The sequence below is a fragment of the Bradyrhizobium diversitatis genome (assembly GCF_016031635.1).
Lineage (GTDB): Bacteria > Pseudomonadota > Alphaproteobacteria > Rhizobiales > Xanthobacteraceae > Bradyrhizobium > Bradyrhizobium diversitatis.
Map to the genome: position 1 here is coordinate 329,495 of NZ_JACEGD010000011.1, position 21,401 is coordinate 350,895.

Sequence of the window (21,401 nt, forward strand, 5' to 3'; positions counted from 1 at the left end):
GTCGCCGGGGCTGGACACGGCGCCTGCCAGGTTGCGTCGCTGCGGCTTCCACGCGAGCGCCGTCGCGTAGCTAGGTGTCACCTCCTTCCATCGTGATCGGATCGCGACCGTCCGAATATGCGCTGGTCAAGATTCTTGCGAAGGCGAAGGCGTGGATCGTGCAGCTCCAGCAGAAGACGGCACCCAGGACCGTAAACATCTCGACCGCGTTGCGAGCGGCGACCTCGACGTTCCCGGAGGCCAGCTCGTTGCGCCCTGGCACCGACCATTGCATCAGCAGCGTCACGAGTTCGCCGCGCCGGTAGCAATCGTAGTCACAGTAGAGGCGCTGCGTCCGCACATGCCGGACATAGCCGGACCGGATCGATCGCGAGCAGGTGCTGCACGTGTCCGCGCACAACGGGGGCTCGTGATTGACCACCATGAACTTCATGAAGCCGCCCTCATGCGGTCTTTCGCAAGCGTCTCGCAGAACAGCGCGTAGCACTGATGGTCGCAGTAAGGCAGACGGGTCGCGATCTCGCGGAGATAGCTGCCGCTGATCGGCTCGCAGCACTGCATGCACCAGGTCTCCCGGAACGGGGTCCGGTCGTTCACCAGCACGAACGCGAATCTCATGTGGCACCTCCTAACGCGAAGCAGTAAACGCTATCCAGCGGCGACAGTGCGGGCGGCGGAGCGCAAAGATGGTTTCGGCCGTCCGGATTATCCCTGTTTCGCTCCACCTTTTGCGGTGGAATCAGAATGTATCTCCCGTCCTCCCGGCGCCGCGCATAGATCTGGTCGTCGATGTATTTGATATCGGTCGGATAGCAGTCAGCACTGTTGCAACAGCTGACGCTCGGATTATCCGGCATGTGCCAGGTCGAATAGAATTTCTCGTGCAGCGCCTGGTCCTGGGGTGGGTGCCGGCGATGTACGGCATCGTGTCCCGCCTCCTGTGCCCGGACCGTCGCAGTGAAGCCGAGGAGAACCATCGAGCACAACAGCTTGCATGAACGGTTCAACGAACGTGCTCCCGGATCAGATCCTCGGACGATATCAGCTCTCTAATTCGGCCTCACGCGGCCTGAACCCGGAACAACCACCGGTGATCGCGCTCGCGGCGTGTGCGGAAGCGATCGACACATTTCTTGGAGCAGAGCGCGGTGCGCCAGGAATAGTAGCGGATCAGGCCAAACTTGCCGCCGCACACTGCACAGCCATTGACTGAAGAGCAACATTCGGACTCGGATCGGCCACGCTCAGGAAGCACCGATGTCACGCACATTGTCGTCTTCCTCCCTTGCTCGCGCTTTGCCAGTTCGTTTCGTGCGCTCACTGCAATACGCCCGATGGTCGTGAGGCTATTCCCCAGGGCACGAGACGCTCAATTGTACGGAGGTAAGTGACCGGTATGACTAGGAATGGAGGAGCTATACCTAGGTTTGTCCGTACTCGCCCGGGGGCTCCCCGCCGGCTCATGTGCAACGAGACGGCGCACGATGCTCCGGCCGCACGGTCACCGTGAAAATCTTGCCGGCATGGCGTACGTGATGCTGCGCACTGGACAGGGCGGCAGCGGTCAAGTCACAGGCGAACGCATGACTGCCCATCCGAGCTTGGCGGGAATTGCTCGTCCCGCTGCAACGTGCTCTACTCGTATTTACGCAGAGAACGCCGGGAGCATCTGCGATGAAGCCTGGCCGAGCAGCGACATTCGGGAAGTCAGCCGCGCAATTCCTCGCCGGCTGCGTAAGGCAAACCGCAACCCCTAAGCCGCGCAGCGAGCCCGATGGTGACGACCTGCTCGAGGCGGTCAAGCAGTGGCAGCAAGTCTTCGAGCACACACCGGTCATGTACTTCATGGTCGATCCGGCCGGAACCGTGATCAACGTGAACACGTTCGGCGCCGCGCAACTGGGCTACGCCGCCGCGGAACTGATCGGCCGATCGGTGCTGGACGTCTTCTTCGAGGAGGATCGCGACCTCGTCCGCGCGTGTGTCACGCTGTGCCTTGAGACCGTCGACCAGTCCCACACCTGGGAGATCCGGAAGATACGCAAGGACGGCTCGGTGCTATGGGTGCGCGAGAATGCCAAGACCATGCTGCGGGCGGATGGCGGACCAATCGTCCTGATCGCCTGCGAGAACATCACCGAGCGCAAGGAAGCCGAGAATGCGCTGCGACAGAGCGAGGCCTATCTCGCCCAGGCGCAGCAATTGAGCCACACCGGCAGTTTCGGATGGAAGGCCGCAACCCGCGAGATCACCTGGTCCAAGGAGACCTACCGCATCTTCCAGTGCGACGAGGGAACCAAGCCGAAGATCCCGTTCATGCTCCAGCGGATCCATCCGGACGACCGGCTCGCGGTGCAACAGACAACGGCTCGGGCCGCGCGAGAGGGAAAGGATTACGACCACGAATACCGGCTCGTGATGCCCGACGGCTCCATCAAGTACGTCCGGGCGGTCGCCCGCGCGATGCGGGATTCGAACGGGTGCGTGGAGTTCGTGGGATCGGTGACCGACATCACGGCGACCAAAGAGGCAGAGCGCAGACTGCGCGCGAGCGAGCAGCGCTTCCGCGACTATGCCGAAACCGCCTCCGACTGGTTCTGGGAAACAGGGCCAGACCATCGAGTCACCCAGATATCGGAACACTCCGATACCATGACCGCTCCCGCCGGCCTGATCGGACTCACGCGTTGGGATATCGCTCCTGACGCCGATCTCGAACCGGAGAAATGGCAACAACACCGGGCAGCGCTCGACGCCCACGTCCCCTTCCGTGACCTGGTGTATCGCAGCAAGGATCGCAGCGGGCAGACGATCTACGTCCGGACCAGTGGCAAGCCGTTCTTCGACGCCGAAGGCGCTTTTCTGGGCTATCGTGGCGTCTGCACTGACGTAACCGCGGCCATCCGGGCCAATCAGGCCGAAGATGCTCTGCGCAAGGCCCAGGCCGAGCTCGCCCATGTGACACGTGTCACGACCCTGGGTGAGCTGACCGCTTCCATTGCCCACGAAATCAATCAGCCGCTCGCCGCTGTGATCGCAAACGCCGACGCCTGCCTCGCCTGGCTGCAGCGCAGTCCGCCCGACCTCCAAGCGGCCGGCCGCTCCGTCGAGTGGATCATCGAGGATGGCACGCGTGCCAGCGACGTGATCCGTCGCGTTCGAGCGCTCGCCAAGCGCTCCGACATCGACATGGCTCCGCTCGACGCCAATGTCGTCGTACGGGAGTCGGTGGCGCTCGTTCAGCGTGAGATGGCCAGCCATGCCGTGTCGGTGCGAATGGAGCTGTCGTCGGCACTGCCGAAAATATTCGGCGATCGAATCCAGTTGCAACAGGTCCTCATCAACCTGATCATGAACGGGATCGAGGCCATGGAAGACGTCCATGATCGCCCGCGCGAGCTGGCGATCCGTTCGGCGGCGAGCGGCGATGGCGCGGTGCTGGTGAGCGTTTCCGACTGCGGAGTCGGCATCAGTGAACAGGCAATAGACCGCCTGTTCACGCCGTTCTTTACCACGAAGTCCACCGGCATGGGCATGGGGCTGTCGATCTGTCGATCCATCATCGAGGCGCACGGTGGACGGCTTTTCGCCGTCCCCAACCAGGAGCACGGCGCGACTTTTCAGATCACCTTGCCCTTCCATCGGGAGGAAACTTAGTGACCCAGCGCGGGGAACCTCCGTCGCCGCAGGAGGACGACGGCGATCAGCCAATCGTCTTTATCGTCGACGACGACGCGTCCATGCGCCGTGCGCTCACCAATTTATTCGAGTCGGTTGGCCTCAAGGTCGAAGCATTCGGCTCGGCACCACAACTCCTCCACGCCAAGCCGCCGGAAGTCCCCAGTTGCCTCGTGCTCGACATCCGCCTTCCCGGAGCCAGCGGCCTTGATCTTCAATCCGATCTTGCCAAGGCGAATATCCACACGCCTATCATCTTCATCACCGGTCACGGTGATATTCCCATGACGGTTCGGGCCATGAAGAGCGGCGCGATCGACTTCTTGACCAAGCCGGTCCGCGACCAGGACATCCTGGATGCAGTCCAGGCCGCGATCGAAAGAGACCGCAAGCGCCGCGACCTCAACAGGACGGTCTCGACCGTGAGATCCCGCTTCGAGTCACTGTCCTCGCGGGAGCGAGATGTATTGTCACTGGTGACGGCCGGCCTGATGAACAAGCAGGTGGCCGCCCAGCTCGGATTGGCGGAAATCACCGTCAAAATCTATCGCGGCCAGATCATGCGGAAAATGGGCGCGAAGTCGCTGGCCGATCTGGTGAGAATGAGCGAGGCGCTCGGGATAGGGTCCAACAAGCCCGACGCACAAACCTAAGTATGAGTTTCCAATCGCAACTGGCAGGTCCACCTTACCGGTTTATGTATGGCCGTGGCGACGGCGAACGTGATGCCGGGTGAGGAGCGGACGTCTTGTCAGCGGCTTCGGTCATTTCAGTGCTTGACGACGACCCTTACGTGCGGGCCGCTATTAACAATCTCCTGGAATCACGCGGATACGTCGTCCACACATTCGCGTCAGCCGATGAGTTTTTGAGGTCGTCCGATTCGAATGGCACCTCGTGTGTGATCGCCGACGTGCAGATGCCGCTGATGACCGGAATCGATCTGTTGACGCAGATGCGCGCGCATGGTTCGGCGACGCCGTTCATCTTCATCACAGCCTTTCCGGATGAGAGCGTGCGGGTGCGTGCCCTCAAAGCCGGGGCAATCTGTTTTCTCGGCAAGCCGTTCGCCGCCTCGGATCTGATGCAGTGCCTGGACCGTGCGCTGGCGGCAGGTCACGAAACCTTGCAGTGAGCGCCCGCTTCAATCCACCTTGATGTTCGCCGCCTTGATCATCGGCCACCATTTTGCGATCTCGGCCTTCTGGCGGGTGCCGAGCGCTTCGGGCGTGAGCTGATCCTTGGGCGTCATCTCCAGGCCCTGGCTTTCGAGCTGCTTCCTCACTCCGGGATCGTTCAGCGCTTCGACGGCGGCTGCATTGAGCTTGGTCACGATCTCCTTCGGCGTGCCCTTCGGAACCCACATGCCCGACCACAGCGTCATCTTGAAGCCTTTCAGGCCGGCCTCCTCTGCGGTCGGAATGTCGGGCGCCGAACGCAGGCGCTTGTCGTCGGTGATGGCATAGGCGCGGATGGTGCCGGCGCGGACCTGGTTGATGGAGTTGGAGGTCTGGTCGACGATGAGGTCGATCTGGCCGGCGATGAGGTCGTTCAGCGCGGGCGCGGTGCCGCGATACGGCACGTATTGCAGTTTGATGCCGGAGACGTTCTCGAGATAGACGCCCGCGATATGGCTGCCGGAGCCCGCGCCGGCGGTGCCTGCGGTCGGCGGCGACGGCCGCGACTTCAGCCAGTCCAACAGCTCCTTCAGCGAGGTCGCAGGTACCGCGTTCTTGCTGACGACGATCATCGGATTGCTCGGCAACAGCACCACAGGCTCGAGGTCGGCGACGAGATCGTATTTGAGCTTGTAGACGGCACCGTTGGCGACGTGGGTGCCGAGGTGGCCGAACGAGATGGTGTAGCCGTCCGGCGGCGATTGCACGGCGCGAGCGACGCCGATCGAACCGCCCGCGCCGGTGACGTTCTCGATCACCACGGGCTGCCCCAACGTCACCCGCATCCGGTCAGCGAGGACTCGCGCCATCGCATCCGACGGTCCGCCGGCGGCGAAAGGCACGATGACGGTGATGGGACGTGAGGGATAGTCGTCGGCGCGCGCGGCGCCGGTCACAGCGAGAATAGCAATCAGCGCAGCCCAAGCGGCCTTCTTCATTGTCTTCTCCCCAGCGATGTCGTTGTTTTTTTGGCCTCTGCCCGCGTACGGGAAGAGGGATCGTTTGTAGCGCAGTGCCGCGCTAAAGCGCGATGCGATTAGGATGAAACGTCATCGCGCTTTAGATTGTTGTCTAGCATGATCTTTCGGAAAACCGCTGCGCACTTTCCCAGATCATGCTTGGAACTGCGCGTAGTCGATCGGCTTGTGACGGTCGAGCGTGCGGGCGACCGGCGGCAGCGGGTACTTCAGGCCGGTCGCGCAGTTGAACAACATCACGCGATCGGTCTTGCTGACACGGCCGTCGGCGAGGCTCTGCTTGTAGGCGGCGTAGGTGGCGGCGCCCTCGGGGCACAACAGCAGCCCCTCCTCGCGTGCGACCTCGTTCAGCGCCGACGAGATCTTGTCGTCGTCGACGGCGATCGCGAAGCCCTTGCTTTCGCGCACCGCGCGCAGGATCAGGAAATCGCCGATCGCCTGCGGCACGCGGATGCCCGACGCAATGGTGTGGGCGTCCTCCCAGCGCGTGGCGTGCTCGGTCCCGGCTTCGTAGGCGCGCACCATCGGCGCGCAGCCCGACGCCTGCACCGCAACCATGCGCGGGCGCTTGCTTCCGATGAAGCCGATCTTCTCGAGCTCGTCGAACGCCTTCCACATGCCGATCAGGCCGGTGCCGCCGCCGGTCGGATAGAAGATCACGTCGGGCACGTCCCAGCCGAGCTGCTCGGCGAGCTCGAGGCCCATCGTCTTCTTGCCTTCGATGCGGTACGGCTCCTTCAAGGTCGAGGTATCGAACCAGCCGACTTTCGCTTTGCCCTCGCCGACGATCTTGCCGCAATCGTCGATATAGCCGTTGACGCGGTAGACGGTCGCGCCCTGCAGCTCGATCTCGCTGACATTCACCTCGGGCGTATCGGCGGGGCAGAAGATCGTGGTCTTGATGCCGCAGGACGTCGCATAGGCCGCCAGCGCCGCGCCGGCGTTGCCGTTGGTCGGCATCGCCATATGCTTGATGCCGAGCGCCTTGCCCATCGACACCGCCATCACGAGACCGCGCGCCTTGAACGAGCCGGTCGGTAGCCGCCCCTCGTCCTTGACGATGATCTCGCCGCCGCCGAGCTTTGCGCCGAGCTTCGGCAGCCGGATCAACGGTGTGGTGACCTCGCCGAGCGAGACGATGTCCTCGCATTTGCGCACCGGCAGCAGCTCGCGGTAGCGCCACATGTCGCCGGGGCGCTGGGCCAGCGCATCCTTTGTCAGCGCCTTCTTCACGCCGGCGAGGTCGTAGCGGACAAGAAGCGGCTTGCCGGCCTTGGAGAGGTTGTGGACCTGGTCGGCGGCGTAATGATCGCCCTCCATCGCGCATTCGAGATGCGTGACGAAGGTCGGGCGTTCGATGGTGAGATTGTCGTTGTCGTGCATGGGCTGATTTCCTTCTTATTCTGCAATCGGTTCTCTCTGCTCGTCATTGCGAGCGCAGCGAAGCAATCCAGAATCTTTCCGCAGAGGCAGCCTGGATTGCTTCGCTTCGCTCGCAATGACGGCGGTGGGCGACGATGGACCCGTCAAATATTCAACACCCTTCCATACGCATCCAGCACGGCTTCCTTCATCATCTCCGACAGCGTCGGATGCGGGAAGACCGTGTGCATGAGCTCTTCTTCCGTGGTCTCCAGGTTCATGGCGACGACGTAGCCCTGGATCAGCTCGGTGACCTCCGCGCCAACCATGTGGGCGCCGAGAAGCTGACCGGTCTTCTTGTCGAAGATCACCTTGACCAGGCCCTGGTCCTCGCCGAGCGCGATGGCCTTGCCGTTGCCGACGAAGGGGAAGCGGCCGACGCGGATCTCGCGGCCGCTCTCTTTCGCCTTGGCTTCGGTGAGGCCGACGGACGCGACCTGCGGATGGCAATAGGTGCAGCCGGGGATCATGTTCTTGTCCATGGGGTGCGGGTTGAGGCCCTTGATGGCCTCGACGCAGATCACGCCTTCATGCTCGGCCTTGTGCGCGAGCATCGGAGGGCCGGCAACGTCGCCAATGGCATAGATGCCGGGGATGTTGGTCTTGCCATGGCCGTCGACGACGATGATGCCGCGGTCGGTCTTCACGCCGACCTTTTCCAGGCCGAGATTTTCGATGTTGCCGACGACGCCGACCGCCGAGATCACGCGCTCGAACTCGGTGGTGACGGGCTTGCCCTTGCCGTCGTCGATGGTGGCGACGACGCTGTCGGCCTTCTTCTCCAGCTTGGTGACCTTGGTCGAGGACATGATCTTGATGCCCTGCTTCTCGAAGCGCTTGCGGGCAAGGCCGGCGATCTCGGCGTCCTCAACGGGCAGGATCTGCGGCAGCACCTCGACCACGGTGACGTCGGAGCCCATGGTGTGGAAGAAAGAGGCGAACTCGATGCCGATCGCCCCGGAGCCGACCACCAGCAGCGACTTTGGCATCCGCTCCGGCACCATCGCCTCGAAATAGGTCCACACCAGCTTCTTGTCGGGCTCGAGGCCGGGGAGCACGCGCGGCCGCGCACCGGTCGCGACGATGATGTGCTTGGCCTGGTAGGTGCCCTCGCCCAGCGCGCCCTTGGGGGCCTCGACATCGGACTTCTTCACGGTGACCTTGCCGGGCGCGTCGATCGAGGCCGCGCCCCAGATCACGCTGACCTTGTTCTTCTTCATCAGGAAGCCGACGCCGTCGTTGAGGCGCTTGGAGACGCCGCGCGAACGCTGCACCACGGCCTTCGGATCGAACGAGACCTTCTCGGCGGAGAGACCGTAATCCTTGGCATTCTGCATGTAGTGATAGATCTCGGCCGAACGCAGCAGCGCCTTGGTCGGGATGCAGCCCCAGTTCAGGCAGATGCCGCCGAGATAGGACTTCTCGACGATCGCGGTCTTGAAGCCGAGCTGGGCGGCGCGGATCGCAGTGACGTAGCCGCCGGGGCCGGAGCCGATGATGATGACGTCGAAGGATGTATCGGCCATTGCGGCTCCCCGAAGTTCGCACGGTGGGCAAAGCGAAGCGTGCCCACCGCCTTCCAACCCAAAGAAACAAGGTGGGCACGGCGCGTTGCGCCTTTGCCCACCCTACGAATTCAACCCTCGCGGCTCACACCATCATCATGACGGGGTTTTCGATCAGCTGCTTGAAGGCGCCGATCAACTCGGCGCCGAGCGCGCCGTCGATGGCGCGGTGATCGCAGGACAAGGTCACGCTCATCATGTGCGCGATCTCGATCTTGCCGCCGCGCACCACGGGCCGCTCCTCGCTGGTGCCGACCGCAAGGATCGTCGCATGCGGCGGGTTGATCACGGCGGTGAAGTGGCTGATGCCGTACATGCCGAGGTTGGAGACCGCCGTGGTGCCGCCCTGATATTCCTCGAGCTTCAATTTGCGGGATCGTGCGCGCGCGGCAAAATCCTTCATCTCGTTGGAGATGGTCGAGAGCGTCTTGGTCTCCGCCTTGCGGATGATCGGCGTGATCAGGCCGCCGGGCATCGCGACGGCAACACCGACGTCGGAATGGTGATGCTTGACCATGCCGCTTTCGGTCCAGCTGACGTTGCAGTTCGGGATCCTCTGCAGCGCCACCGCCATCGCCTTGATGACGAAGTCGTTGACCGAGATCTTGTAGAGCGGCTTCTTTTCCTTGTCCTTCGGCGCGGCGGCGTTGATCTCCTCGCGGGCCGTGAGCAGCTTGCCGATGTCGCAGTCGATGGTGAGATAGAAGTGCGGGACGTTCTGGATCGATGCGGTCAGGCGCTGCGCAATGGTGCGGCGCATGCCGTCATGCGGGACAATGTCGTAGGAGCCGGGCTCGAACAGCGACAGGATCTGCTTGTCCGACATCGTCGGCGCGATCAAAGGCGCGGGCGACGGAGCAGCAGCAGGGGCCTTGAGGCCCTTGCCCGATTTGGCCTGCTCGACGTCGCGGGCGACCACGCGGCCGTGCGGGCCGGTGCCCGTAACCATCGACACATCGATGCCGGCTTCCTTGGCCAGACGCCGCGCCAGCGGCGATGAGAACACGCGACCGCCGTGGCCATTGGCCTGCGCGGCGGGAGCGGCAGCCTGCGGCGCAGGTGCCGCGGCGGGCGGAGCCTTGGGTGCGGCCGGTGCAGGCGCGGGAGCCGGCGCCGCGGCGGAAGCCTCGGCGGGCTTTTCCGCTGTTTTAGGCGGCGCGGCCGAGGCGCTGGGCTTGGCACTGCCTGCCGCCTTCACGTCCTCGCCTTCGCCGGCGAGCACGGCGATCACGTCGTTGACCGGGACATCCTGCGTGCCCTCGGGTACCAGGATCTTGGCGATCGTGCCCTCGTCAATCGCCTCGACTTCCATGGTCGCCTTGTCGGTCTCGATCTCGGCGATGACGTCGCCGGATTTGACCTTGTCGCCTTCCTTCTTCAGCCACTTGGCGAGGTTGCCCTTCTCCATCGTCGGTGAGAGAGCGGGCATCAGGATGTTGATGGGCATGCTGACCTCAAGAAGAACTTTGCAAAACGTCGTCTTTCGACAGCGAAGACGAACGGACCAGGTTTTAGTTGCCGATGTCGCCCTGCCACAGGCGCTCATTGGCAGGGATGGAACGCCAATTCTTCATCATCGTGATGGAGCGGTCGTCGGCAAGGTCGATCCAGGGAATGCCGAACTTGTCGAGGATGTCCTTGGAGCCCTCGAAAGTGACGGATTCCCCAATCACGACCAGCTTGACCTTGAACAGCCCGAGTGCGCCCGCGCACATCGAGCATGGCGACAGCGTCGTGTACATGACCGTGTCGTGGAACGAGATCGCGCCGGCTTCGCGCAGGCAGCTCATCTCGCCGTGCAGGATCGGATTGTTCTCCTGCACGCGGTTGTTGTGGCCGCGGGCGATGATCTTGTTATCACGCGTCAGCACCGCGCCGATCGGCAAGCCGCCCTGCGCGATCGAGGTTTCCGCCTCGCGGATCGCCTCGAGCATGAAATCGAAGTGGTAGGATTCGATCGCCATGGTCAGTGTCCCTTGCCGCGTGGCGTCGTGGTGCCGGTGTCGGTGGGACGCTCGATCTCGGCCTGGAACATCTCGAGGATCCGGCTCAACGCGTCCTCCTCGGTGTATTCGCTCTCGCGCGCATAGGCGCGCGCAGCATGACGGGCGAGATCGACGAGCAGGAGGCCCCACATGTCGGGCTCCTCGAAGGCGCGCTGGAAGGCCATCGACAGCCCGCCGTCCAGCACGAACACGCGCAGGATCTCGACCGCGTCCTCGCGGTCCATGACGTCGGGTGGCAGTGGCTGCTCCTTGGGGCCCGCCATGATCTACCTGTAGCAGACGGCTTTGGCGGCCTCGACGACTTCCGCCGCCGACGGCAGCGCGAGCTTCTCCAGGTTCGCGGCATAGGGCATCGGGACGTCCTTGCCGGAGACGCGCGCGACCGGCGCATCCAGATAGTCGAAGGCGTTTTCCATGATGCGCGCGGCGATCTCGGCGCCGACGCCGCTCTGCGCCCACCCCTCTTCCACCGTCACCGCACGTCCCGTTTTCTTCACCGAGTTGACGATGGTCTCGGTGTCCATCGGGCGCAGCGTGCGCAGGTCGATCACCTCGGCCTCGATGCCGTCCTTGGCGAGCTCGTCGGCGGCCTTGAGCGCATAGGTCATGCCGTTCGACCAGGAGATGATGGTGACGTGGCTGCCGGCGCGGACGATGCGCGCCTTGCCGATCGGGATGATGAAATCATCCAGCTTGGGCACTTCGCCGGTGTGACCGTAGAGCACCTCGTTCTCGAGGAAGATCACCGGATTTGGATCGCGGATCGCGGCCTTGAGCAGGCCCTTGGCGTCGGCGGCCGAATACGGCGCGACCACCTTCAGGCCCGGAATGTGCGAGTACCAGGACGAGTAATCCTGGCTGTGCTGGGCGGCAACGCGCGCGGCCGCGCCGTTGGGTCCGCGGAACACGATCGAGCAGCCCATCTGGCCGCCGGACATGTAGAGCGTCTTGGCCGCGGAGTTGATGATCTGGTCGATCGCCTGCATGGCGAAATTGAAGGTCATGAACTCGACGATGGGCTTCAGGCCGGTCATCGCGGCACCGACGCCGACGCCGGCAAAGCCGTGCTCGGTGATCGGGGTGTCGATGACGCGCTTGGCGCCGAATTCCTGGAGCAGGCCCTGGGTCACCTTGTAGGCGCCCTGATACTCGGCGACCTCTTCGCCCATCACGAAGACGTCGGCATCGCGGCGCATCTCTTCGGCCATGGCGTCGCGCAGCGCTTCGCGGATGGTCTGCGTCACCATCTCGGTACCGGCGGGCACTTCCGGATCCGGCTCGGCAACGGCCTGCGGGGCAGAAGGCGCGGCCTTTGGCTGCGGCGCCTCGGCCTTGGCGGCGGCAGGCGGCGCCGACTCGGCAGCTTTCTCCTGCTTGGCCGGCGCGGACGCCTTGCCGAGATCAGCGGCGCTCTCGCCGTCGGCGAGAATGGTGGCGATCGGCGTGTTCACCGCAACGTCGGCGGTGCCCTCGGGGATCAGGATCTTGCCGAGCGTGCCCTCGTCGGTCGCCTCGACCTCCATGGTCGCCTTGTCGGTCTCGATCTCGGCGATGACGTCGCCGGACTTGATCGTCTCGCCCTCTTTCTTCAGCCATTTGGCGAGGTTGCCCTTCTCCATCGTGGGCGACAGCGCGGGCATCAGCACTTGAATTGGCATATTGGCTCCAAAAGAAAGCTTGCGCGCGTTCAGCGGTAAACGTCGGTCCAGAGCTCGGCGGCATCCGGCTCGGGATCGTGCTGGGCGAAATCGGCGGCGGCGTTGACGATGTCGCGCACCTCGGCGTCGATCGCCTTCAGATCCTGCTCGCTGACCTTCGCCGCCAGGAGGCGGTTGCGCACCTGCTCGATCGGATCCTGGTCGTGGCGGACCTTCTCGACCTCCTCGCGCGTGCGATATTTTGCGGGGTCGGACATCGAATGCCCGCGATAGCGGTAGGTCTGCATCTCCAGGATGAAGGGACCCTTGCCGGCGCGGCACCAGGCCGCCGCCTCCTCGCCCGCAGCCTTCACGGCACGGACGTCCATGCCGTCGACCTGCTTGCCGGGGATGTTGAAGGAGACGCCGCGCCTGGAAAAATCCTGCTGCGCCGAGGCGCGCGAGACCGACGTGCCCATGGCGTAGCGGTTGTTCTCGATGACGTAGATCACCGGCAGCTTCCAGAGCTCCGCCATGTTGAAGCTCTCATAGACCTGGCCCTGATTGGCCGCGCCGTCGCCGAAATAGGTGACGCTGACATTGTCGTTGCTGCGATAGTGATTGGCAAAGGCAAGACCGGTGCCGAGCGAGACCTGGGCGCCGACGATGCCGTGGCCGCCGTAGAAGTGCTTCTCCTTGCTGAACATGTGCATGGAGCCGCCCTTGCCCTTGGAGTAGCCGCCGCGGCGGCCCGTAAGCTCGGCCATGACGCCGTTGGCATCCATGCCGGTGGCAAGCATGTGGCCGTGATCGCGATAGCCGGTAATGACCTGGTCGCCCTGCTTCAGCGCCATCTGCATGCCGACCACCACGGCCTCCTGGCCGATATAAAGGTGACAGAAGCCGCCGATCGCGCCCATGCCGTAGAGTTGGCCTGCCTTTTCCTCGAACCTGCGGATCAGGAGCATGTCGCGGAGCGCCTTGAGCTCCTGCTCCCTGGTGAATTCCGGAGGCGAACCGCCGTCGGTCTTGTCCTGTGGAGGGCTTGCGGCGGCTTTCTTGGGGGCGGCCATGGGAATTCCGGGTCAGAGAAAACTTTCGCCCTCTCTAACCCAAGTCAATCGCGCGCGAAAGCACCGCGGCAGCATGGCACGACTTTCATTATGCCGCACTGCAACGTGATCGAAATATTGCAAAATCTTTGGCGCCGATCGGGCAACAAATCTATGCACGCGCGGGTGCGCGCGGATTCGTGAGCGGACGGCGCCGAACTGACGCCGTCCGCTCCGCCTGCTCGATCAGAAGAAGCCGAGCTTCTTCGGGCTATAGCTGACCAGAAGGTTCTTGGTCTGCTGATAGTGATCGAGCATCATCTTGTGGGTCTCGCGCCCGACGCCCGACTGCTTGTAGCCGCCGAAGGCCGCATGCGCGGGATAGGCATGGTAGCAGTTGGTCCAGACCCGGCCGGCCTGGATCTCCCGGCCGAAGCGGTAGCAGCGGTTGGCGTCACGGCTCCAGACGCCGGCACCCAGGCCGTAGAGCGTGTCGTTGGCGATCGCGAGCGCCTCCTCGTCGGTCCTGAAGGTCGTGACCGAGACGACGGGGCCGAAAATCTCCTCCTGGAAGATTCGCATCCTGTTGTGGCCCTCGAACACGGTCGGCTGGACGTAGAAGCCGCCGGCGAGATCGCCCGCGAGCTCGGCACGGCCGCCGCCGGCCAGCACCTTGGCGCCCTCTTCCTTGCCGATGTCGATGTAGGAGAGGATCTTGGACAGCTGCTCGCTGGATGCCTGCGCGCCGATCATGGTCGTGGGATCGCGCGGATCGCCCTGCTTGATCGCGGCGACGCGCTTCAGTGCCCGCTCCATGAAGCGGTCATAGATATCCGCGTGGACCAGCGCCCGGCTCGGACAGGTGCAGACCTCGCCCTGGTTCAGCGCGAACATGACGAAACCTTCGATCGCCTTGTCGAAGAAGTCGTCGTCTTCGGCGATGACGTCCTTGAAGAAGATGTTCGGCGACTTGCCGCCGAGTTCAAGCGTAACAGGAATGAGGTTCTGGCTGGCGTACTGCATGATCAGCCGGCCCGTCGTGGTCTCGCCGGTGAAGGCGATCTTGGCGATGCGCGGGCTGGACGCCAGCGGCTTGCCGGCCTCGAGGCCAAAGCCGTTGACGATATTGAGGACACCGGGCGGCAGGATATCCGCGATGATCTCGGCCCAGACCATGATCGAGGCCGGCGTCTGCTCGGCGGGCTTGAGCACGACGCAATTGCCGGCGGCAAGCGCCGGGGCGAGCTTCCAGCAGGCCATCAGCAGCGGGAAGTTCCAGGGAATGATCTGGCCGACCACACCGAGCGGCTCATGGAAATGATAGGCGATGGTGTCGTGGTCGATCTCGCCGATCGAGCCTTCCTGGGCGCGGACGACACCGGCGAAATAGCGGAAATGGTCGATCGCCAGCGGCAGGTCGGCGGCGCGGGTCTCGCGGATCGGCTTGCCGTTGTCCCAGGTCTCGGCAATCGCAAGGCGCTCGAGATTCTCCTCCATGCGATCGGCGATCCGGTTCAGGACCGCGGCGCGTTCGGCGACGCTGGTGCGGCCCCAGGCGGCCTTGGCGGCGTGCGCCGCGTCGAGCGCCGCCTCGACGTCCTGCGCGTCGGATCGCGCGATCTTGCAGACGATCTGGCCGGTCACCGGCGAGGCATTGTCGAAATATTTGCCGGAGATCGGCGCCACGAACTTGCCGCCGATGAAATTGTCGTAGCGTTCGGCAAAGGGAACTTTGGTGACGCTGAGGAATTCCACCTTGTTCATTGATCACTCCCGATGTGCTTGCGCAATTCGTCGCCTGGTCGCGACTTGCGCCGACGATGTCGCGGGACGTGTTTTCTGTCAGCCCGGGCGGGAGCGATGGTGGGGCGGACCTGTCGCAGTTCTGCGACAGTCGTGGCGCGGCGCCGCTCTCGTGTCCCGGCCGCGCTGCAACGCTCTTAGCGTTGCTGCGCCGAGCCGGATCCAGAAGGCAGCACGGGAGAATGCGGCGACATGGGCCCCGGCTCAGCAGCACACCGCGTCGCAAGAGCGACGCGCTGCGCTGCGTCCGGCGCACGAGACCTGCGTTTCGAGCAAGCAGCACGGCTCAGTGGTTCAGCTCGAACCGCTTGAGCTTCCTGTGCAGCGTGGCGCGGCTGACGCCGAGGGCCTTGGCGGCTGCCGACACATTGCCGCCGGCGCGAAGCAGCGCCCGCTGCAACACAGCGCGCTGGCCGCCGGCAAGGTGATCGCGTGCGGTATCACCGCCGAGAAGGTCGGCGGCAGGCACCGGCTGCAAGGCCCGGCCGGGCGCGATTCCGAGCGCCGCCCGGGCGGAGCGGGTCGCGCCAATCACGAGATCGTCCGTATCGACCGCAACGAGGCCGCTGCAACTTCCGTCCGCAGCTTGCGTCAGCACGATGCGGGCGTCGGCAAAAGCCTTTCGAAACAGGTCGGCCTCGATACGCTTGGCCGCCTCGCCCGTCGCGAGCGCGATCAGGCTGGCGAAGGCGTCGGTGCGGTCGGCGCGGCAGGAGGAGACGTCGAGCACGCCCGCGAGCGCCGCCTCATGATCGTAGATCGGAACGGCGGTGCAGCTCAGAAGCGTATTGCGGGCAAAGAAATGCTGGTCGCGATCGATCGTCAGCGGACGCTGCTCGACGAGGCAGGTGCCGATGCCGTTGGTGCCCTCGTGCTCCTCGCTCCAGAGCGCACCGGTCCACAGCCCCCAGGACTGAAACGTCGCGTCATCCGCCACCGTGCCGCGGCGATCGACCGGCACGCCCTCGCCGTCAGCGAGCAGCACGCAGCAGCCCGCGGCGCCGACGGCCTGATAAAGCCGGTCCATGGCGCCCTGCGCGGCCGCCAGAAGCGGCGCGATGCGCTCGCGCGCCTGCTGCAGCTCGGTCTCGGTCAGCCGCATCGGCGCGGCGTGGCCGCCGGGATCGAGATGATGCAATCGGGAGGAACGGCGCCACGAGGCCACGAGCGCGGACCGAGCCGCCTGGCCTGACGCGATGGCGGCCTCGACACGGGCCGCGTGATGCCGGGGCATTGGCCCATTCATCACGGTTTCCTCCAGATCTTAATTGTAGGACGCGCCGGTGCTCCCCGGTTGATCTGGGTCAACTTCAGCGAGCGCCAGCAAAGGCATGAGCCCGCCGCGGCGCCGCCGTCAAGGCAATTGCCCGGTTTCAAGGTTACGACCTTCGCAGGAGGCAACGGCTAGCTTGGCCGGATTTCAGCAGCAATGTTGCGTTCCGCTTTCGAAAGCTGCGGAAAACGCTACTTCGCCGGGATCATCCGAACGAGATCGCGCGGATTGACATAGTCGAGCTGGAAGCGCGCCCGCTCGTCCAGCATGTCCGGGTCGATCCGCTGGGACCGCAGCAGCGACACCCGCTGCTCGCTCCTGGCATGCTCGCGCTTGAGCTGGGCCAGCTCGCTGGTCAGCGCGATGATCTCCTGGTCGAGCTCCTGGCGGGCGTTGAGGCCGTATTTGCCGGTATAGGCGTTGACGCCGAAATAGCCGACGATCGCCGCCGCCATCGCATAGAGAGCAAGACCGGTCAGGATCGATTTCAGGCGCGCGCGTGAGACCATCCCGGGATGATGGGATAGGTTGGTTAAGGGAGTGCTAATTCCACGCCATCGCCTACCCAAGCTTCATGGTCAGGAGCGGGTCCGATGGTGGCGCAGCAAACCTAACTCAGGCAGTTCCTGCGATATTCTGCCGGCGTGATGTTCAGGTGTCTGCGGAAGATCCGGTTGAGATGGCTCTGATCGGAAAATCCGCTCAAGAGCGCAATCTCCTTCAGAGCGAGCCGGTCCTTGCGCAGGTGTTGGCACGCGCGCTGCACCTTGCGGCTCAGCACATAGGCATGCGGCCGCATGCCGTAGTGCACCTGGAATTTGCGCGCAAACTGCACCGGCGTGCAGTTGCAGATATTGGCGAGTTCCTCGAGCGTGATGTTCCTCGAGATGTTCTGCTCGATATAGTCCTCGATCAACCGCGCATGGGCTGGCCTGAAGCGCCCCTGTGCACAGGGCATCCTGAATTGCACGGAGGCGTATCTTCGCAGGAGGTGCACGCTCGCCTGAAGTGCCAGCGCGTCATAGCAGAGCCGCCCGCCCGGAGCTCCTTCGGACACCTCCTGCACCATGCGGTCGCCGATCCAGGTCAGCACCGGGTCCTCGATCCTGAGCAGGTCGTGAAGCTCGATGCCTTCCGGATCGCGGTCGAACGCTTCGCTCGCAGTCTTCGCCATCAAAGTCGGAGAAATGTAGAAGTGGCTGACCTCGATGTCGTGGCTCCAGCGCCAGTTCGAAGGCTCCGCACGCGTCAGCAGTGTCGTGACGCCGCGGCCGACATGATCCTGCTTCCAGAGGCCGGTCACGCGGCGATTCATAGACGTCGTGCCTTCACGGTACACGACGATGAGGAAGTTCTCGTTTGGTGGGACCCAGATGTCGGATGGCGCATAGCGGAAGACACGCAACCGAAAGTCGGATTTGCCCACCGCCGAACTGTCCAGCATCAGCTCGCCGGGCGCGTAGCGTGGCAGCTCCTCGACCGTGATGAATTGGCCCATCGCGCGAGCCTCCTCCTTGGGATTTTGTGGCGCGGTTGATTTGCTTCCGCTTCTCATTGGCCGAACGGCAGGACGGGAGCATAAGCCGGTTTTGCAGTTTGCCAAGCGAACTGTGTCGAGGTCCGGCGCCGGGCTCCGTTCAAAGGATTGTCGATTCCGTTCAAGCCCCAAGGCTCGGCCCCCACGTAGCCTTGCTCGCGTTCCAGGCAGTGCAGGAGAAGCGGCGGAACAGCCGCGGGCCAAACGAGCCCATTCCTATCCCTGCTGGAAATGACGCGATGCACCAGCGTCCGATGATCTCACGGACGGGGGAAGGTCGCGTGCGCTCTGGAAACGTGAGGAGGAACCAACATGGAAACCGCAAGCAAGACCAATGGAAGCAACGGCGCGCATGTGACGGCCAGGCTCGATGCCCTCGTGGTGGGAGCCGGCGTCGCCGGGCTCTATCAACTCTATCGTTTGCGTGAGCAGGGATTGAGGGTCAGGGCGATCGACGCGGCGTCCGGCGTCGGCGGCACCTGGTACTGGAATCGCTATCCCGGCGCGCGGTTCGATTCGGAGGCCTATATCTACCAGTACCTGTTCTCCGAGGAACTCTACAAGGGATGGAGCTGGAGCGAAAAATTCCCGGGCCAGCCGGAAATCGAACGTTGGCTCAACTACGTCGCCGACCGTCTCGATCTCCGCAAGGACATCCAGTTCAACACGACGGTCAAAAGCGCCCATTTCAACGAAGCAAACCAGCGCTGGCTGGTCACGACCGACACGGGCGACGTGATCGACACCCAGTTCCTGGTCACCTGCTGCGGCATGCTCTCGGCCCCCTACGTGTCGTTTCCGGGCCAGGAGACTTTCAAGGGACGCTTGTTCCACACAGCGCGCTGGCCGAAGCAGCCGGTCGACCTTGCGGGCAAGCGCGTCGGCATCATCGGCAACGGCGCAACCGGCATCCAGGTCATCCAGACGATCGCGGGTGATGTCCGCCATCTCAAGGTCTTCGTCCGTACACCGCAATACATCATCCCGATGAAGAATCCCAAATACAGCGCGGCGGATGCGCAGGCCTACAAGTCCAAATTCGAGCACTTCACACAGCGATTGCCGCACACCTTCACGGGTTTCGAGTATGACTTCGAGCATGCGTGGGCCGGCCTGTCGCCCGAGAAACGCCGCGAGGTGATCGAGGATTGCTGGAATGACGGCTCGCTGAAGCTATGGATCTCGTCCTTCGCCGAGCTGTTCTTCGAGGAGGCGGTCAACGCCGAAATCTCGGAATTCGTCCGCGAGAAGATGCGTGAGCGGCTCAAGGATCCGAAGCTGTGCGATCTCCTGATCCCCGCGGACTATGGTTTCGGGACGCACAGGGTGCCGCTCGAGCAGAACTTCCTCGAGGCTTTCCATCGGCCCAATGTCGAGATCGTCAGCGTCAAGAACAATCCGATCGAACGTGTGACGCCAAACGGCATCCAGACCGCGGACGGCACGGTCCACGAGCTCGACATCATCATTCTCGCAACCGGCTTCGACGCCGGTACCGGCGCCCTGACGCGCATCGACATCAGGGGACGGGGCGGACGATCGCTCGGAGAGGACTGGGCCAGGGACATTCGCACGACGATGGGCCTGCAGGTTCACGGTTATCCCAACCTGTTCACGACCGCCGTGCCGCTCGCCCCATCAGCAGCGCTGTGCAACATGACGACGTGCCTGCAGCAGCAGGTCGAATGGATCGACAACTGCATCAGGTACATGCGGGCCAAGGACCTGAAGGTGATCGAGCCGACCAAGGACGCGGAAGACGGCTGGGTGGCGCATCACGACGAGATCGCCAACGCAACGCTGATCGCGAAGACCAATTCCTGGTACCTGGGCTCGAACGTCGAAGGCAAGCCGCGCCGCGTTCTCTCCTATTGCGGCGGCGTCGGCGCCTATCGCCAGAAATGCGACGAGGTGGCCGCGAGCGGCTACCAGGGCTTCGCCATGAACTGAGCGCGCGAAACGCATCGACCAGATAATTCCAATCCAGACGGGAGGACGATCATGATCATGAATTTTGGCGCGACAGCAGACGCCGTTCTCGACGGCGTCGTTACCTCGACGCCGCGCGTGCCGGGTGTCGTCGCGATGGTGACGAACCGCTATCGCAACATCTACGAGGGCGCGGCCGGCAAGCGCCGTCTCGATTCCGCGGCCGACATGACGACCGACAGCATCTTCGCCATCTTCTCGACGACCAAGGCGATTACCGGTACGGCCGTCCTGCAACTCGTCGAGGAAGGCAAGCTCGATCTCGACGCGCCCGCGAAGCGATACGCACCCGAGATCGGCAAGCTCCAGGTGATCGATGGCTTCGACGACAGGGGCGAGCCGGTCCTGCGTCCGCCGAAGCGCGATATCACCACGCGCATGCTGATGACGCACACGGCGGGACTGAGCTACGATTTCATCAACCACACCTATAATCGCCTGGCCCAGGAAAAGGGTCAGCCCAGCGTGATCACTGCGACCAAGGCCTGCCTGATGACCCCGCTCCTGTTCGATCCGGGCGAGCGGTGGGACTATGGAACGAATCTCGATTGGTGCGGCCAGATCGTCGAAGCCATCACGGACCGACGGCTCGGTGACGTCTTCAAGACGCGCATCTTCGAACCGCTCGGAATCAAGGACATGACCTTCGAACTGACGGATGCCATGCGCCATCGGCTGGCCGGTATCCACGCGCGAAATGCCGACGGCTCGCTGACGCCGATGGATTTCGAACTGCCGGCCAAGCCCGAAATTCATATGGGCGGTCACGGTCTCTACGGCACCATCGGCGATTACATGCGCTTCATTCGCATGTGGCTGAATGACGGCGTGGGCGAGCACGGTCGCGTGCTCAAGGCCGAAACCGTGCGCATGGCGGAAAAGAACCATCTCGGCGACAAGAAGGTCACGCCGATCACCGGCGTCATTCCCGCGCTGTGCAACGACGCGGAGTTCTTCCCGGGCCAGTCCAAGTCGTGGGCGCTGAGCTTCATGATCAACGACGAGGAAGCTCCGACGGGACGTCCGGCCGGCGCGCTGGGCTGGGCCGGCCTCGCCAACCTGTTCTACTGGATCGACCGGCAGAACGGGGTCGGCGGGTTCTGGGCCACCCAGATTCTCCCCTTCGGCGATCCAACGTCGTTCATCGGCTACATGAACTTCGAGACGGCGTTCTATCAGAGCCTGAGGCAGCGCATGGCAAGTTAGACTTGCGCTCTCGAAGGTCCAATCGGACAGGCCGATCATTGATCGGCCTGTCCCTCAGATTGCAGAGCTGCTGTCTGG

19 protein-coding genes are annotated in these 21,401 nt (G+C 63.7%); 5 read left to right on the forward strand and 14 right to left on the reverse strand.

From position 1 onward, the window contains the following. Positions 1-70 precede the first annotated feature (70 nt). Together H1B27_RS13635 and H1B27_RS13640 are read right to left on the reverse strand one after the other, a co-directional pair. On the reverse strand, positions 71-433 hold the full coding sequence (locus tag H1B27_RS13635; protein ID WP_197966390.1) for a hypothetical protein: 363 nt from the start codon (positions 431-433) through the stop codon (positions 71-73). Further along, positions 430-618: a hypothetical protein gene (locus H1B27_RS13640; RefSeq protein WP_061881810.1), complete on the reverse strand. Its 189-nt coding sequence runs from the start codon at positions 616-618 to the stop codon at positions 430-432. The genes H1B27_RS13635 and H1B27_RS13640 overlap by 4 nt, the downstream gene beginning before the upstream one ends. Positions 619-1,674: 1,056 nt before the next feature. Here H1B27_RS13640 and H1B27_RS13645 point away from each other — a divergent pair. From H1B27_RS13645 to H1B27_RS13655, 3 genes are all read left to right on the forward strand, one after another. Next, entirely contained in the window at positions 1,675-3,657 is a 1,983-nt protein-coding gene (locus H1B27_RS13645) for a PAS domain S-box protein (RefSeq protein WP_197966391.1), read from the forward strand. Beyond that, positions 3,657-4,331, forward strand: coding sequence for a response regulator transcription factor (locus tag H1B27_RS13650; protein ID WP_061881812.1), 675 nt, complete (start codon positions 3,657-3,659; stop codon positions 4,329-4,331). The genes H1B27_RS13645 and H1B27_RS13650 overlap by 1 nt, the downstream gene beginning before the upstream one ends. A gap of 95 nt (positions 4,332-4,426) precedes the next feature. After that, positions 4,427-4,813, forward strand: coding sequence for a response regulator transcription factor (locus H1B27_RS13655; protein WP_061881813.1), 387 nt, complete (start codon positions 4,427-4,429; stop codon positions 4,811-4,813). Positions 4,814-4,822: 9 nt separating this feature from the next. On the opposite strand, the gene H1B27_RS13660 is transcribed toward H1B27_RS13655, so the two are convergent. From H1B27_RS13660 to H1B27_RS13715, 12 genes are all read right to left on the reverse strand, one after another. Further along, entirely contained in the window at positions 4,823-5,794 is a 972-nt protein-coding gene (locus H1B27_RS13660; protein ID WP_197966392.1) for a tripartite tricarboxylate transporter substrate binding protein BugD, read from the reverse strand. Between the two features lie 174 nt (positions 5,795-5,968). Next, positions 5,969-7,216: a threonine synthase gene (locus H1B27_RS13665; protein WP_197966393.1), complete on the reverse strand. Its 1,248-nt coding sequence runs from the start codon at positions 7,214-7,216 to the stop codon at positions 5,969-5,971. 143 nt (positions 7,217-7,359) lie between these two features. After that, positions 7,360-8,781, reverse strand: a complete 1,422-nt coding sequence (gene lpdA, locus H1B27_RS13670) for a dihydrolipoyl dehydrogenase (RefSeq protein ID WP_197966394.1) — start codon at positions 8,779-8,781, stop codon at positions 7,360-7,362. Positions 8,782-8,905: 124 nt separating this feature from the next. Beyond that, positions 8,906-10,267 (reverse strand): pyruvate dehydrogenase complex dihydrolipoamide acetyltransferase, encoded by a 1,362-nt coding sequence (locus H1B27_RS13675; protein WP_061881817.1) that lies wholly within the window; start codon positions 10,265-10,267, stop codon positions 8,906-8,908. 64 nt (positions 10,268-10,331) lie between these two features. Then, positions 10,332-10,784, reverse strand: coding sequence for a nucleoside deaminase (locus tag H1B27_RS13680; RefSeq protein WP_197966395.1), 453 nt, complete (start codon positions 10,782-10,784; stop codon positions 10,332-10,334). A gap of 2 nt (positions 10,785-10,786) precedes the next feature. Continuing rightward, positions 10,787-11,089 (reverse strand): DUF5076 domain-containing protein, encoded by a 303-nt coding sequence (locus tag H1B27_RS13685; RefSeq protein WP_197966396.1) that lies wholly within the window; start codon positions 11,087-11,089, stop codon positions 10,787-10,789. Between the two features lie 3 nt (positions 11,090-11,092). Then, the gene (locus tag H1B27_RS13690) at positions 11,093-12,484 is read right to left on the reverse strand and encodes a pyruvate dehydrogenase complex E1 component subunit beta (RefSeq protein ID WP_197966397.1); all 1,392 of its coding nucleotides are present in this window, start codon (positions 12,482-12,484) and stop codon (positions 11,093-11,095) included. A 29-nt stretch (positions 12,485-12,513) separates the two neighbouring features. Next, positions 12,514-13,536: a pyruvate dehydrogenase (acetyl-transferring) E1 component subunit alpha gene (pdhA, locus tag H1B27_RS13695; protein ID WP_061881821.1), complete on the reverse strand. Its 1,023-nt coding sequence runs from the start codon at positions 13,534-13,536 to the stop codon at positions 12,514-12,516. Between the two features lie 225 nt (positions 13,537-13,761). Beyond that, positions 13,762-15,279 (reverse strand): aldehyde dehydrogenase, encoded by a 1,518-nt coding sequence (gene adh / locus H1B27_RS13700; RefSeq protein WP_197966398.1) that lies wholly within the window; start codon positions 15,277-15,279, stop codon positions 13,762-13,764. Between the two features lie 325 nt (positions 15,280-15,604). Further along, positions 15,605-16,564, reverse strand: coding sequence for a helix-turn-helix domain-containing protein (locus H1B27_RS13705; protein WP_061881823.1), 960 nt, complete (start codon positions 16,562-16,564; stop codon positions 15,605-15,607). Between the two features lie 218 nt (positions 16,565-16,782). Further along, positions 16,783-17,100 (reverse strand): FtsB family cell division protein, encoded by a 318-nt coding sequence (locus tag H1B27_RS13710; protein ID WP_061881824.1) that lies wholly within the window; start codon positions 17,098-17,100, stop codon positions 16,783-16,785. Between the two features lie 101 nt (positions 17,101-17,201). Then, the gene (locus tag H1B27_RS13715; RefSeq protein WP_061881825.1) at positions 17,202-18,089 is read right to left on the reverse strand and encodes a helix-turn-helix domain-containing protein; all 888 of its coding nucleotides are present in this window, start codon (positions 18,087-18,089) and stop codon (positions 17,202-17,204) included. Positions 18,090-18,440: 351 nt separating this feature from the next. Between H1B27_RS13715 and H1B27_RS13720 the strand changes: the two genes are divergently transcribed. Together H1B27_RS13720 and acmB are read left to right on the forward strand one after the other, a co-directional pair. Continuing rightward, positions 18,441-20,078: a flavin-containing monooxygenase gene (locus H1B27_RS13720; protein ID WP_197966399.1), complete on the forward strand. Its 1,638-nt coding sequence runs from the start codon at positions 18,441-18,443 to the stop codon at positions 20,076-20,078. A 51-nt stretch (positions 20,079-20,129) separates the two neighbouring features. Next, positions 20,130-21,323: a methyl acetate hydrolase AcmB gene (gene acmB / locus H1B27_RS13725; RefSeq protein ID WP_197966400.1), complete on the forward strand. Its 1,194-nt coding sequence runs from the start codon at positions 20,130-20,132 to the stop codon at positions 21,321-21,323. The last annotated feature ends 78 nt before the right edge of the window (positions 21,324-21,401 follow it).

Excerpts from the sequence above, each read along its gene's own strand:
- H1B27_RS13635 (WP_197966390.1), bottom strand. The coding sequence starts at position 433 with ATGAAGTTCATGGTGGTCAATCACGAGCCCCCGTTGTGCGCGGACACG.
- H1B27_RS13640 (WP_061881810.1), bottom strand. The coding sequence starts at position 618 with ATGAGATTCGCGTTCGTGCTGGTGAACGACCGGACCCCGTTCCGGGAG.
- H1B27_RS13645 (WP_197966391.1), top strand. The coding sequence starts at position 1,675 with ATGAAGCCTGGCCGAGCAGCGACATTCGGGAAGTCAGCCGCGCAATTC.
- H1B27_RS13660 (WP_197966392.1), bottom strand. The coding sequence starts at position 5,794 with ATGAAGAAGGCCGCTTGGGCTGCGCTGATTGCTATTCTCGCTGTGACC.
- H1B27_RS13665 (WP_197966393.1), bottom strand. The coding sequence starts at position 7,216 with ATGCACGACAACGACAATCTCACCATCGAACGCCCGACCTTCGTCACG.
- lpdA (WP_197966394.1), bottom strand. The coding sequence starts at position 8,781 with ATGGCCGATACATCCTTCGACGTCATCATCATCGGCTCCGGCCCCGGC.
- H1B27_RS13675 (WP_061881817.1), bottom strand. The coding sequence starts at position 10,267 with ATGCCCATCAACATCCTGATGCCCGCTCTCTCACCGACGATGGAGAAG.
- H1B27_RS13680 (WP_197966395.1), bottom strand. The coding sequence starts at position 10,784 with ATGGCGATCGAATCCTACCACTTCGATTTCATGCTCGAGGCGATCCGC.
- H1B27_RS13685 (WP_197966396.1), bottom strand. The coding sequence starts at position 11,089 with ATGGCGGGCCCCAAGGAGCAGCCACTGCCACCCGACGTCATGGACCGC.
- H1B27_RS13690 (WP_197966397.1), bottom strand. The coding sequence starts at position 12,484 with ATGCCAATTCAAGTGCTGATGCCCGCGCTGTCGCCCACGATGGAGAAG.
- pdhA (WP_061881821.1), bottom strand. The coding sequence starts at position 13,536 with ATGGCCGCCCCCAAGAAAGCCGCCGCAAGCCCTCCACAGGACAAGACC.
- adh (WP_197966398.1), bottom strand. The coding sequence starts at position 15,279 with ATGAACAAGGTGGAATTCCTCAGCGTCACCAAAGTTCCCTTTGCCGAA.
- H1B27_RS13705 (WP_061881823.1), bottom strand. The coding sequence starts at position 16,564 with ATGAATGGGCCAATGCCCCGGCATCACGCGGCCCGTGTCGAGGCCGCC.
- H1B27_RS13710 (WP_061881824.1), bottom strand. The coding sequence starts at position 17,100 with ATGGTCTCACGCGCGCGCCTGAAATCGATCCTGACCGGTCTTGCTCTC.
- H1B27_RS13715 (WP_061881825.1), bottom strand. The coding sequence starts at position 18,089 with ATGGGCCAATTCATCACGGTCGAGGAGCTGCCACGCTACGCGCCCGGC.
- H1B27_RS13720 (WP_197966399.1), top strand. The coding sequence starts at position 18,441 with ATGGAAACCGCAAGCAAGACCAATGGAAGCAACGGCGCGCATGTGACG.
- acmB (WP_197966400.1), top strand. The coding sequence starts at position 20,130 with ATGATCATGAATTTTGGCGCGACAGCAGACGCCGTTCTCGACGGCGTC.